This window comes from Endozoicomonas elysicola (assembly GCF_000710775.1).
In the GTDB taxonomy this organism is placed as follows: domain Bacteria; phylum Pseudomonadota; class Gammaproteobacteria; order Pseudomonadales; family Endozoicomonadaceae; genus Endozoicomonas; species Endozoicomonas elysicola.
Genome location: NZ_JOJP01000001.1, coordinates 5,422,576 through 5,436,289, shown reverse-complemented (window position 1 = coordinate 5,436,289; position 13,714 = coordinate 5,422,576). Strand labels below are relative to the sequence as shown.

Sequence of the window (13,714 nt, the reverse complement as noted above, 5' to 3'; positions counted from 1 at the left end):
AAATCATGCTAAATACCGATGTTGACCTTGGTAAAACAGAGTCTCACGACAATTCACTGCTCGAACGCATCTTCAAATTGAAGAAGCATGGGACAACAGTGAAGATGGAGGCGCTGGCGGGGTGTACCACCTTTATCACCATGTGTTATGTGGTGTTTGTTGTACCCGAGATGCTCTCTGCAGCGGGGATGGATCGTGGAGCACTGTTTGTCGCGACCTGTCTTATCTCCGCAATCAGCTGTATTGCCATGGGGCTTTATGCTAACTGGCCAGTGGGTCTGGCTCCCGGCATGGGCTTGAACGCTTTCTTCGCTTATGCCGTGGTTCTGGGGATGGGATACTCCTGGGAGCAGGCGATGGGTGCTGTGTTCTGGGGCGGTATTGGCTTTATGCTCTTGAGTATTTTCAAAGTCCGGGAGTGGATTGTTGACAGTATTCCCAAAGGGTTGCGAATTGGTATTACTGCCGGTATCGGTTTGTTCCTTGCACTGATTGGCCTTAAGTCTGCGGGTATTGTGGTTGCCAATCCAGGAACCATTGTTGGTCTGGGTGATATCACTGGTTTTGCCCAGGTTATGGCGAGCCTTAGCCTGTTTCTCATTCTCGCCTTGAGTTATCGCAAGATGAAATCAGCGGTGCTGGTCTCTATCGCAGTGGTAACGCTGATCTCTCTAGTTACCGGACAAGTTCAGTTTACCGGTATCGTTTCCCTTCCTCCCAGTATTGAGCCCATTTTTGCCAAGCTCGACATTATGGGGTCACTGAACCCTGACATGATTGGGGTTATCGTTGCCTTTATGTTCGTTAACCTGTTTGACACTACCGGCACATTGATTGCCGTTGGTGATAAAGCGGGTCTTGCTGATGAAAATGGCAAGATGGAAAACATGAGCAAGGCGATGGTTACTGATGGTACCGCCTCCTGGGTTGGCGCTGTTGTTGGTGCTCCAACAGTCACCACTTATGTTGAAAGTGCATCCGGTGTTGCTGTCGGTGGTCGTACCGGTCTGACCGCGGTATTTATCGGCCTGCTATTCCTATTGACTCTTTTTCTTTCTCCGCTGGCTGGCATGGTTCCCGGTTACGCAACTGCCGGTGCTCTGCTTTATGTAGCCGTTCTGATGACAGGAAGTCTGGGCGCTATGGATTGGTCCGATCTGACCGAAGCAGGTCCTGTTGTGATCACCACCATCATGATGCCTTTGAGCTTCTCTATCGCTAATGGTATTGCCTTGGGCTTCATTGCTTACCCAGTGATCAAACTGTTGGCAGGCCGGGTTAAGGAAGTCAGCGTTAGTGTGTGGGCACTGGCCATTATGTTCGCCCTTAAGTTTATTATCTTTGGCATATAAGACAGGCGGCTAACCTCGTTATCGCATGTGTGAGGTTGTTGTGAAATTCTGGCTGAGAGGTTAGCTTTGAGTTTCGCAACATCCTATCTTCTCTCCTTCAGTATGTATTGATTTTCCCTTCTCTGTTATACCAATCGTACTTTCTAATTACGCTATTGCGCTGGTGATATGGACGCTAATCCTGTGTTGGGATCCCTCGCAATACCCAAGGGCTTAAATAGCCCCATTATTACTCGTCCTTCTGCATTGTTCAGGCGTCCATATCACTATGTTGATTACGGTAGTTAGAAAGCACGATTGGTATTTTGACTGTGTTCGCAGGATTTTGTTTCAGATCCACGTGATTATCAGAATGATGCATCATTCTGATAATCACAGTGTTTATGTAGTGATATTTCCAAGTATTCGGATGGTAACCGTAAAAATAAGATGCTGGCTTTATCACTGGCTTAAGAGTTTGTGAAAACTTTCCGGAACAGATTTGCCATAAGTCATTTTTTTTTTTATTCACTGCTTATCTCCTCATGCCAAGGCTACCTTCTGGCCTGAATTATGCTGCGGAAAAAAGAGATCCATGATCCTGTAGATATAACTTCCGGTATATAAAAGGCAAACAATATGATCAGGGAATTTTTGCAGCCCGAGACTCTTCAAGAGGCTCTGGCCATGAAAGAACAGCATGGTGATCAGGCCGTGTATATGGCCAGTGGTGCACGTTTGAACGCTGCGCCGACGAAGACGGATAAAACCATTGCCATCAGTCTTTCCCATCTTGGTCTTCAGAGTATTGAACAAACCGATGAGGGATGGGAACTTGGTGCGCTGACTACACTTCAACAGGTCATTGACCATGGTGAACTGCCTGAAGGCCTGAGAGAAGCTGCAGCCCTGATCTTCAGCCGTAATATGCGCAACCAGATTACCCTTGGTGGTGAAATTGCTGCCAATTTAAAAGCCTGCCAGGTGGTACCTGCGCTGCTGGCTATGGATGCAGAAGTTGAAGTGGCTGAAGGTGGTCGGATTACGGTGGAAGCCTGGCAGCAAAAGCCTTATGGCTTAATCACCAAGGTGATCGTTCCTGCCAGCTTGCATTATTGTCGCAGTGAGAAAGTTGTAAAAAGTTGCGCTGGTCTGCCTATCGTCAGTGTATCTCTGGCAGTGAACATTAAAGAAGGCAGGAAACAATTTGGTATTGCACTAGCTGGCGTGGCAGAAAAAGCCATTCGTCTTCATGACGTAGAAGCCTTGCTCACTGATCAGGATCTTCAGGGCCGTGAAGCCGTTGAAGAAGCCGTTGCCCAATCAGTCTTCCCTGAAACTGATTTTCTTGGCAGCGCTGAATACAAGCGTCACATCAGCAGTGTCCTCGTTGGACTGCTGGTAGAAGAGTTTAATGGACGGAGTAACTGATCGTGGAAATCGTCTTTACCCTCAATGGCAAGCAGAAAGCGATTCAGGCAGAGGCCGGTGAAAATGTTCAGGTGCTTCTGAAGCGTCTGGGTATGCGTGCCGTCCGTAACAGTGATGATGGTTATGGCTTCGCCGGTTCCGATACTATTTTGCTGGATGGCTGCTCTGTTAATGCTTCACTGCTCATTGCTGCGCAACTCGAAGGGCGTGAGGTGTTGACTCCAGAGTCGCTGAATGAATATGGCAGGCTCAGTCCTGTGCAGTCTGCACTGATTGATGCTGGTGTGATCCAGTCTGGTTATAACGACCCTGCACTGGCCTTACTGATTACCGACCTTCTGAAGCGCAGTCCAAACCCATCAAAAGCAGAAATCACCGATGTGATGTCCTCCATTTTCCTGCGTGAGAGTGCCTATCAGCAGGTTTATGATGCTGTTGAGATTGCCCGTCAGCGTATCGTTAATCCAGAATTTATAGCGAGCAGCGTACCTTCTTTTGTCGGTGAAAACCGAGAGGTCGGCAAGCCCGGCGGTAAGGTGGATGCGGCGCAATCCATTAAGGCCGAAGCCTGCTTTGTTGAGGATTTTGTTGCACCGGATGCCTGTGTCCTGAAGATGCTGCGCAGTCCTCATGCCCATGCTTACATTACCAGCATAGATACCAGTGACGCCGAAGCGATGCCTGGTGTGGTTGCTGTTTTTGACCATCGCAACTGCCCTGATGTTTATTACACGCCAGGAGGTCAGACAGCACCCGAACCTTCACCTCTAGACCGTCGTATGTTTGGTCAGAAAGTCCGGCATTACGGTGACCGTGTTGCTGCTGTGGTTGCGGAAACTGAGGAGCAGGCAGAAGCGGCGCTTAAAACCATCAAGGTGGATTACGAAGTTCTCAAACCTGTGTTGTCCATTGCTGAAGCTATGGCAGAAGATGCACCTGTCGTTCACAACGGTGTGATCAGCTACAGCGTTGGCGCTCCTGATGATCTGGATGAACAGAATAAAACATCTGATGCCCGTGATGGCAAGATTCACTTCAACTTCCCGTTTGGTGGTGATCCCAAGAAAAATATCGCCGCTCGCGGCCATGGCGAAATTGGTGATATTGACCAGGGCTTTGCGGAAGCGGATGTTATTCTCGAAAGGACTTACCAGTCACGCCAGTCTCAGCAGCTACCTCCAGAGCAGCACCTCTGTTACACCTATATGGAAGGTGACCGGATTGTTGTCCGTGCAGCAACACAGGTGCCATGGCATGTGCGTCGCAAGATCGCGATTGTTCTTGGCCTGAAGCAGCATAAGGTTCATGTTATCAAAGAGCGCCTGGGTGGTGGCTTTGGTTCCAAGCAGGACATTCTGGTGGAAGAAGTCTGCGCCTTTGCCACACATACTACCGGTCGCCCTGTTCTGTTCCGCCATACCCGTGAAGAAGAGTTTATTGCCACCTCTACACGACATGTGGCAGAAATTGATATCAAAATGGGTGCAAAGAAAGACGGTACCATTACTGCGTTTGATGTGAACTATCGCTTTAATACAGGCCCTTATGGCAACCATGCCTTGACGGTACCCTGTAATGCTCCGGCGATTTCTCTGCCGCTCTACCCTTGCCCTAATGTCCGGTTCAAGGTGGATACCTATTATTCCAATATTGTGCCTACCGGTGCTTACCAGGGATATGGTGGTCCAAAGGGTAACTTCGCGGTGCAGATGATTGTGGCAGAAATGGCTGACGCCCTGGGCATTGATCATCTGGAAATGGTTGAAATGAACCGGGTAAGAGAAGGTCAGAAGTTGGACCTGCTTGGCAAGGTGGGAGAAGGCAAGCTGCCATCCAAAGTTCCTACTGCTTACAGTTGTGCTCTTGGGCCTATTCTGGAGCAGGGTGCTGCTGGTTTTGGCTGGGGAACACCTAAAGAAGAACCTAAAGACCCACACATCAAGATTGGCCGTGGCGTTGCAACCATGCAACAGAAGTCTGGTATTCCTGATATTGATCAGGCTAATGCCTGGGTCAAGCTAGCCTCTGATGGCACGTTGATTGTTCACTCTGGTGGTGCTGATATCGGTACTGGTCTGGATACTGTGGTAGCAAAACTGACTGCAGAAGTGCTCTGTACAGAACTGTCTGATATTCATGTTATTTCCGGTGATACCGACCACTGCCTGTTTGATAAGGGCGCTTATGCTTCCAGTGGTACCTGCTTCTCTGGAAATGCAGCCCGTCTTGCGGCAGAAGACCTTCGGAGCAAGATTCTGAAAACTGCTGCCCATCTGCTCGAAGAGCCTGTTGATGCACTGGCTGTAGAGTACCCCGGCGTGGTTCAAGGCAGGCAGAAGAGCATCAGCTTCGGAGACATTGCTCACTATGCTGAAAGTGGCACCGGCTGCGGTCAGCTGATGGGGCAGGGCAGCTTTATTACCAGTGAGTTTGCTTTCCCATACGGGGCCAACTTTGCCGAAGTGGCGGTTGATACTCGCACCGGTAAGGTATCTCTTCGTAAGTTCCATGCACTGCTGGATTGCGGTACACCCATCAACCCGGAACTGGCACTGGGTCAGATCTATGGCGCCAGCATGCGTGCCATTGGCCATACCCTGCAGGAAGCCATTCAGTATGATGAGCATGGTCGTGTGGTGAATGCCAACTTTGCCGACTATGGAGCCCCTATGGTTGGTGATCTGCCAGAAGACTTTCAGGCAATACTGGTGCCCAGTGATGACCCTGTCGGGCCTTATGGTGCCAAATCTGTATCAGAAATCAGCGTCAATGCAGCAGCGCCCGCCATTGCTTCTGCTATTCATGATGCTACTGGTGTATGGGTCAGAGACTGGCACATCACACCAGAAAAAATGCTTAACGCTTTGAAGGAAGAAGTACTGTAACGCTGACATTTGTTCTGATTAAAGAGGCTTTACCACACAGGCACAGGAAAATTTCAGGTGCCTTTGTGGTAGGCCGTCTTCGACAGAGAACATAGCTAATACCCATTTTATTTCATACCAACAACAAGCTTATCCAGCGTGTTGACGGGATCGTCTTGCCTGGATTTCGGGGAAACAGCAATGAAGTCGTTTTACGAGATTGAAGATCGGCCTCCACTGGGAACATCATTTGTTCTTGCTCTTCAGCATATGCTGGCCGCCTTTGGTGCCATTATTGCTGTCCCTCTGGTTGTAGGTGGTGTGTTGGGATTACCAGAAAGCACAATGGTCAGTATTGTCAGTGCGGCACTGCTGGTCTCTGGAATAATTACCATTGTTCAGTGCCTAGGGCTTGGGCCTGTGGGTATTCGCATGCCTTGTGTGATGGGTACCAGTTTCACTTTTGTGGCAGTGGCCATTGCTATCGGTCAGGAGCATGGCTTGTCTGGCATTCTGGGATCAGCCCTGGGTGGATCGCTGGTGATGATTATTGGCAGCCAGTTCATGGTGCAGGTCAGAAAGCTGTTTCCCCCCATTGTCTCCGGTACTGTAATTCTGATGATTGGAATATCTCTGGTGCCAGTGGGTACTGACTGGTTTGCCGGAGCCCTGCCAGGCAGTGCCGAATATGGCGCACTGCCTCATTTGATGATTGGCCTGTTAGTGGCTGTTGTGGTTATCACGCTTAACCGCAGAGGGTCCGGGTTATTCAAAACCGGTGCCATTGTTATTGGCATGGCGACAGGCTACCTGCTCAGTGTGCTCATGGGGGATGTGGACTTTGCCCCGATCAGCGAAGCCGCATTCGTTCGAATTCCCAGCCTGTTACCTGTGGAGCTGACGTTTCCGATTACCGGTGTGATCAGTATGGGGATTGTCTACCTGGTGACTATTATGGAGTCAACTGGGGACTTTCTGGCTCTGAGTGAAGTGAGCCACTGCAAACTCACAGGTAAACGACTGTCACGGGGTATTCTCTGTGATGGGGTTGGCAGTGCTCTGGCTGCAGTGTTTGGTACGACACCCTTCTCTTCCTTCAGTCAGAATGTAGGAATTGTTGCCATCACGGGTGTTGCCAGTCGCTTTGTCGTGGCGATGACGGGTGGCCTGTTAATGATTGCGGGTCTCTTTCCCAAGCTTGCAGCATTGATTGTCACTGTGCCACAACCGGTATTGGGCGGTGCCAGTATTATCATGTTCGGTATGATCATTGCCGCCGGCATCAAAATGCTCTCCAGAGTAGATCTTAATGAACGTAACAGCGTAATTGTTGCGGTCAGCATCACCGCCGGTCTGGCAGTGACTACTCGTCCGGATATTCTTTCAAACCTGCCTTCATTCTTCCAGGTCAGCCTTTCTTCAGGCATCACAACCGGAGCACTGGTTGCGGTACTGTTGAATCAATTGTTCATACAGGACGCACCTGAACCAGAAGAAATGGATGAGCCAGAACAGATTGAGCCTGTAAAAAACCAACCTTCTTTTAATACGGAATTAGTTTCCTGAAATTGATGAGATGAGCGCTTCCCATGACTTTGATCAGTGCTGCTCAAGTGTGCTCTGGTATGGTGGGAAGTGTTCAGTAAAGGAGTCGTTATGAATACCCTGGATATGACACAACCCCCCGGACGCTATCCGGTACAGGGTACTGGTCCGGTCGTTAACCATAAGCCGGTTTATCAGAACTCATTGCCCCCATGTAATCACACCTGCCCGGCGGGGAATGATATCCAGGGAGCCCTGGCACTGGCTCAGGAAGGACGCTTCGAGGATGCATGGCGTACCTTCATGAAAAATAACCCTCTGCCTGCAACCCATGGCCGGATCTGCTACCACCCATGTGAAGGTGGCTGCAGTCGTGTTCACGTAGACGATGGAGTCAGCATTCATTCCATTGAGCGTTTCCTGGGTGATATGGCCATCGAACAGAACTGGCATATGCCTGCACCTAAAAAGGAGTCTGGCAAGAAGGTGCTGGTGATTGGAGCTGGCCCATCCGGGCTGACTGCTGCCTATCATCTTCGTCTACAGGGACATACGGTTGAGATTCGGGAAGCAGCACCTATTGCTGGTGGCATGATGCAGTTTGGTATTCCAGCCTATCGTTTGCCACGGGAAGTACTTGCAGCGGAAATTGCCCGTATTGAGTCCATGGGGATCTCAATTACCCTGAATCATCGGGTCGAAGATCTGATGGCTGAAAAGCAGGAAGGTCAGTTTGATGCCGTCTATCTGGCAATCGGTGCTCATATTGGAAAACAGGTGGATATTCCCGCCCGCGATGCAGGTAAGGTGCTGGATGCAGTTAGTTTCCTTCGTGAAACCGGCATGGGAGAAAAACCGGTATTGGGTCGTCGGGTCGCAGTATACGGCGGTGGTAATACTGCAATGGATGCTGCAAGAACGGTAAAAAGAATGGGGGTGGATGAAGCAATGATCATCTACCGCCGTGACCGTGATCATATGCCAGCCCACAGTTTTGAAGCCGATGAGGCAGAAGCTGAAGGCGTCAACATTCACTGGCTGAGAACTATTCAGGATATTGAGGGCAGTGATTTCAAAGTCGAAATTATGGAAATTGGCGATGATGGCCGTCCCCGTCCAACCGGTCGTTATGAAACACTGGCTGTTGACTCCCTGATTCTGGCGCTTGGCCAGGATGTGGAGAGAGGCATGCTGGATCGAGTCCCGGGTCTGGAGTTTGATCGCTGGGGTTCACTCACTATTGACGAGAATATGATGACCGGCTGTGAAGGTCTGTTTGCCGGTGGTGATATGGTGCCTTCTGATCGTACAGCTACTATTGCTGTTGGTCATGGTAAGAAAGCAGCCCGTTGCATGGGGGAATGGTTGCAAGGTAATGCGGTAAGGGAGATAACCGTAAAGCATCTGGTGGATTATGATGGTTTGCACCTCTGGTACCGCACTCAGGCGGATCGTCAACATGAGGATGCACTGTCTCCAGAGCAGCGTAATGATTTCAGTGAAGTAGTCCACGGACTTTCCGAGGCCCAGGTTCGTTTTGAGGCCAGTCGCTGCTTCTCATGCGGTAACTGTTTTGAATGTGATGGCTGCTTCGGGGCCTGTCCTGAAGGGGCTATTACCAAGCTGGGTAAAGGTGAGGGGTATCAGGTTAATCACGATCTCTGTACCGGCTGTCTGGCCTGCTATAACCAGTGCCCATGCCATGCCATTGAGATGCAGGCCGTTCAACAGGAAGTCTCTTTGCCAGCAATGGCTGTTCGTATGGAGGTTCGGTGATGTCGCAGCATAATCATTCTAAAGAGCAACCTGTTCGCGTCACCATTGATGGTAATGAGGCTGCAGCTTACGTCGCTTATCGAACTAACGAAGTCTGCGCTATTTATCCGATTACTCCGTCGTCTAATATGGCGGAGCTTGCAGAACAGTGGGCTGCAGAGGGCATAAAGAATATCTGGGGTGGTAAACCTCATGTTGCCCAGATGCAGAGTGAAGCGGGAGCTGCTGGTGCGGTTCATGGTTCGTTACAGACCGGTGCGTTGACCACCACATTTACAGCATCACAGGGTTTGATGTTGATGTTGCCCAACATGTACAAAATTGCCGGAGAGTTAACGCCTTCGGTGATTTACGTAGCTGCCCGTTCACTGGCGACCCAGGGGCTGTCTATTTTTGGTGATCATCAGGACGTCATGGCAGCACGCAGTACCGGTTATGCGATGCTGTCAGCCAGTTCAGTTCAGGAAGCCCACGACCTTGCTCTGATTGCCCAGGCTGCAACACTGGAATCCCGCATACCTTTCATGCATTTTTTTGATGGTTTCAGAACTTCTCACGAAATTAATAAAATATCTTTACTGCCTGATGGTGTTATTCGGGCAATGATTGATGACAAGCTGGTACATGATCATCGTCGTCGAGCATTGAACCCTGAAAACCCCGTGATCAGGGGGACTGCCCAGAACCCTGATGTTTATTTCCAGGCACGGGAAAGCGCCAGTTCATTCTATGAGAAAACACCGGATATTGTTGAAGCCTGCATGTGGCGGTTTGCTGGGCTAACCGGCCGCCATTATCGTCCGTTCAGCTGGTATGGCCCGAAAAATGCCAAACGGCTGATAGTCTTGATGGGATCCGGTGCTGAAACCGTCAAAATGACCATGGAAGCGATGAACCGCGAATTGCCTGAAGACGATCAGGTCGCGATGATTCAGGTAAGGCTGTATCGACCCTTCTCTGCAGATCGTTTCCTTCATATTCTGCCTGAATCCATTAACAGTATTGCTGTTCTTGACCGTACCAAGGAGCCAGGCGCCAGTGGTGAGCCTCTCTATCAGGATGTGATGACGGTACTCTCAGAAGGTTATATGAATGACCGGATTAAACGCCTGCCGAAGGTAATTGGTGGTCGTTATGGTCTTTCCAGTAAAGAATTCACACCAGCCATGGTTAAGGCGGTGTATGACGAACTGAGTCAAGAACAACCGAAAAATCACTTCACCGTTGGCATTAACGACGATGTGATGGGCTCCAGCCTGGAGTATGACGACTCCTTTGTGATTGAGGATCCGGAAAGCGTTCGGGCTATGTTCTTTGGTCTGGGTGCGGATGGCACCGTTGGAGCCAATAAGAATTCGGTAAAAATTATTGGCAGTGACCCACAGCTTAATGCCCAGGCTTACTTTGTTTATGACTCTAAAAAGTCTGGTTCTCAAACTATTTCTCACTTGAGGTTTGGTAAGCAGCCCATTGAGGCGCCTTACCTGATTCAATCAGCCAGTTTTGTTGCCTGTCATCAGTTCAATTTCCTCGAACGTACCGATATGCTCAGCAATATTGAGCCGGGCGGTATCTTCCTGCTGAACAGCCCCTTTGGGCCTGATGAGGTATGGTCTAAGCTACCAAGGCGGGTTCAGGAGCAACTGATTCAGAAAAAACTGAAGCTGCATGTTATTGATGGCTCTGCAGTGGCCAAAGCTGCGGGTATGGGCAACCGCACCAATACCATTATGCAGACCTGCTTCTTTGCATTGTCTGGTGTTCTGCCACGAGATGAGGCCATTGCCCGCATTAAGCATGCTATTGAGAAGACGTACCGCCGTAAGGGGGCTGATGTTGTTGAGCGGAACTTCCGGGCGGTGGATCAGACTCTGGAACATCTCTACTCTGTGAAAATCCCTGCACACATAGAACATGCAGAGATCATTGTAGAAAAACCAGTGGTTTCTGAAGAAGCACCTGAGTTTATTAAAGAAGTCACTAGTCGTATGATTAGTGGTCAGGGTGACCTGATTCCGGTCAGCCAGATTCCAGTGGATGGCACCTGGCCCAGTGGAACTACCCGCTGGGAAAAGCGTAATATTGCCCTGCAGATTCCAGTCTGGGATGAAGAGGTCTGTATTCAGTGTGGTAACTGCAGCATGGTCTGCCCTCACGCAGCTATTCGTGCAAAGTTCTACAATGAAGCCAGTCTGGCCGATGCTCCGGAAGGGTTTAAATCAGCGCCAATCAGCGCCAGAGGCTTCCCGGAAACCCGTTATACCCTGCAGACCTATCCGGAAGACTGTACTGGCTGCGGTCTCTGTGTGGAAGCCTGTCCAGTTCGCAATCCTAAGAAGAGTGGTTCCAGAGCTATCAATATGATGGACAAAGAACCGGTGCTGGAAGAGGAAAAGCAAAGCCTGTCGTTCTTTGAACAACTACCCATCAATGACCGTCGACAAGTTGATTTTTCAACCGTTCGTGGAATTCAGTTCCTTGAGCCTTTGTTTGAATTTTCTGGTGCCTGTAGCGGTTGTGGCGAAACTCCTTACCTTAAACTGATGACTCAGTTGTTCGGTGACCGTTTGCTGGTGGCCAATGCGACTGGTTGCTCCTCTATTTATGGCGGTAACCTGCCCACAACACCCTGGTCTAAAAATGCGGAAGGGCGTGGACCAGCCTGGGCGAACTCGTTGTTTGAAGATAATGCAGAGTTCGGTTTTGGCTTCCGACTGTCCAGTGATCACCAGGCCGAGCAGGCGATGCTGGAGCTGGAGTTATTCCGCGAACAGCTTGGGTCTGAGCTGGTGGATAGCATCATCCATGCACCCCAGGAGAATGACACCGATATTCACAAGCAACGTGAACGACTGAAGTCAGTTCAGGAACAATTGCAGGATGTTCATACACCTGAAGCCCAGAGCCTCAGAGCCGTTATGGATCGGCTGTTAAAACGGGTTGTCTGGATCGTTGGTGGTGATGGCTGGGCTTACGACATCGGTTCTGGAGGTCTCGATCATGTGCTGGCCAGTGGACGCAATGTGAATGTGCTGGTAATGGACACAGAAGTCTATTCCAATACCGGCGGTCAGGCGTCAAAATCAACCCCAATGGGTGCCGTTGCGAAATTTGCCGCTGCTGGTAAGCGTTCGGCCAAAAAAGATGTGGCACTTCAGGCCATTGCCTATGGCAATGTGTATGTGGCCCGAATTGCCATGGGGGCCAGTCCGCAGCAGGCATTACAGGCAATTCGCGAGGCTGAAGCATGGCCGGGACCTTCACTGGTCATCGCTTATTCTCATTGTATAGCCCACGGTATTAACATGACCCATGGTATGGAGCAGCAGCGATTAGCCGTTCGCTCCGGCCATTGGCCGCTGTTCCGTTACAACCCTGGTCGCACAGATCACCATGAGAATCCATTTATTCTGGACTCTCTGAGGCCCAGTGTGCCCCTTACGGACTACATTCGAAATGAAGTGCGCTATCGAGCCCTGAATATTGCCTGTCCTGATGAGGCGGGTGCCATTCTTGAAGAGGCTCAGACGGTGATCAATCGTAAATGGGGTGTCTACGAAGAGATGGCTACTCATAATGCGATGGACTTTGTGCCGGAAAAGGCGTCAGCAGTTCACTAGAAGATTTATTTACTGCAGCAGCTACGGAGATCTTGAATATGGATCTCTGTGCTCCTGTGGTGAACCAGGAGTATAGATGATGGATTTGACCACCAAATACATGGGGTTAAGCCTTAAAAATCCGTTAATGGCTGCGGCTAGTCCGTTGACGTCTACTGTTAAAAGCATTCAGCGCCTGGAAAAAGCAGGTATTGCCGCTATTGTTCTGCCATCGCTGTTTGAAGAGCAGATTCGCAGGGAGCAGGAAGAGGAAGAGCGTATAGCCCTTTCCAGAAATGACCTGTTCCCGGAAGCTACCTCTTTTCTGCCTTCCGGGCTGACACTGGAGCGGGGGTCACAGGCTTATCTGGATACTATCCATAAAGTCAAGGCTGCGGTGGATATTCCGGTGATTGCCAGTCTGAATGGTTGTTCTGAAGGTGGTTGGGTCGACTATGCACGGCAAATCGAACAGGCCGGCGCCGATGGTATTGAACTGCATATTTATTACAACCCACCATCACTGGATATTACAGGAAGACAGGTAGAAGAAGTTTATCTAGACGTCGCAAGACGTGTGAAAGACAGTGTCACCATTCCTGTGGCGCTTAAGGTTGATCCATTCTTCAGTGCTTTCGGCAATATGGCCAGACAGTTTGATGAGATTGGTGTGGATGCACTGGTGATGTTTAACCGGATGCTGCAACCCGATTTTAATCTTAACAATATGCTGGTCGAACCAAGCTGGCCAATTAGCAAGGCTGGTGAAATCGGCATTCCTCTCCGTTGGATCAGTGTTCTTCATGGCAAGGTCAATGCCTCGCTGGCAGCCACTTCTGGTGCCTATGATCATGAAGACATCATAAAGTACCTATTGGGTGGTGCGGATACAGTGATGTTGGCTTCAGCATTGATTCGCAATGGCGCGGACTATGTATCTGTCCTGTTGAAAGGGCTGGAAGTCTGGTTGAAGCAACGGGACTTTGAAGACCTGAATGAGATGCGTGGAATGATGAGCCAGCGCTCTGTTGCCAATCCTGAAGCGTTTGAAAGAGCCAATTATATTCGAACTGTAGATGGAGTCCGGAAATAATGACGACAATGGGTTGGTAGATGCTACTGCCATGCCAACCCATCCACCATCTGTGGAAATGCAGGTCAAAATCAA

Annotated in this window: 7 protein-coding genes; all 7 read left to right on the top strand. The window is 49.9% G+C overall.

Features of this window, described 5'->3' with window-relative positions; translation table 11 throughout:
- Positions 1–5: 5 nt before the first annotated feature.
- The gene (locus GV64_RS22835; RefSeq protein WP_020581912.1) at positions 6–1,352 is read left to right on the top strand and encodes an NCS2 family permease; all 1,347 of its coding nucleotides are present in this window, start codon (positions 6–8) and stop codon (positions 1,350–1,352) included.
- 618 nt (positions 1,353–1,970) lie between these two features.
- Entirely contained in the window at positions 1,971–2,762 is a 792-nt protein-coding gene (locus tag GV64_RS22830) for an FAD binding domain-containing protein (protein WP_020581911.1), read from the top strand.
- Positions 2,763–2,764: 2 nt separating this feature from the next.
- Entirely contained in the window at positions 2,765–5,647 is a 2,883-nt protein-coding gene (locus tag GV64_RS22825; RefSeq protein ID WP_020581910.1) for a molybdopterin-dependent oxidoreductase Mo/Fe-S-binding subunit, read from the top strand.
- Between the two features lie 180 nt (positions 5,648–5,827).
- Positions 5,828–7,192, top strand: a complete 1,365-nt coding sequence (locus tag GV64_RS22820) for a nucleobase:cation symporter-2 family protein (RefSeq protein ID WP_020581909.1) — start codon at positions 5,828–5,830, stop codon at positions 7,190–7,192.
- 90 nt (positions 7,193–7,282) lie between these two features.
- The gene (locus GV64_RS22815; RefSeq protein WP_020581908.1) at positions 7,283–8,947 is read left to right on the top strand and encodes an NAD(P)-binding protein; all 1,665 of its coding nucleotides are present in this window, start codon (positions 7,283–7,285) and stop codon (positions 8,945–8,947) included.
- Positions 8,947–12,567, top strand: coding sequence for a pyruvate:ferredoxin (flavodoxin) oxidoreductase (gene nifJ / locus GV64_RS22810; RefSeq protein ID WP_020581907.1), 3,621 nt, complete (start codon positions 8,947–8,949; stop codon positions 12,565–12,567). Before GV64_RS22815 ends, nifJ begins: the two co-directional genes overlap by 1 nt.
- A gap of 76 nt (positions 12,568–12,643) precedes the next feature.
- Positions 12,644–13,639, top strand: coding sequence for a dihydroorotate dehydrogenase-like protein (locus GV64_RS22805; protein WP_020581906.1), 996 nt, complete (start codon positions 12,644–12,646; stop codon positions 13,637–13,639).
- Positions 13,640–13,714 lie beyond the last annotated feature (75 nt).

Bases quoted from the DNA above. Each gene is read 5' to 3' on its own strand.
- GV64_RS22815 (WP_020581908.1), top strand. From the start codon at position 7,283: ATGAATACCCTGGATATGACACAACCCCCCGGACGCTATCCGGTACAG.
- nifJ (WP_020581907.1), top strand. From the start codon at position 8,947: ATGTCGCAGCATAATCATTCTAAAGAGCAACCTGTTCGCGTCACCATT.
- GV64_RS22820 (WP_020581909.1), top strand. From the start codon at position 5,828: ATGAAGTCGTTTTACGAGATTGAAGATCGGCCTCCACTGGGAACATCA.
- GV64_RS22835 (WP_020581912.1), top strand. From the start codon at position 6: ATGCTAAATACCGATGTTGACCTTGGTAAAACAGAGTCTCACGACAAT.
- GV64_RS22830 (WP_020581911.1), top strand. From the start codon at position 1,971: ATGATCAGGGAATTTTTGCAGCCCGAGACTCTTCAAGAGGCTCTGGCC.
- GV64_RS22805 (WP_020581906.1), top strand. From the start codon at position 12,644: ATGATGGATTTGACCACCAAATACATGGGGTTAAGCCTTAAAAATCCG.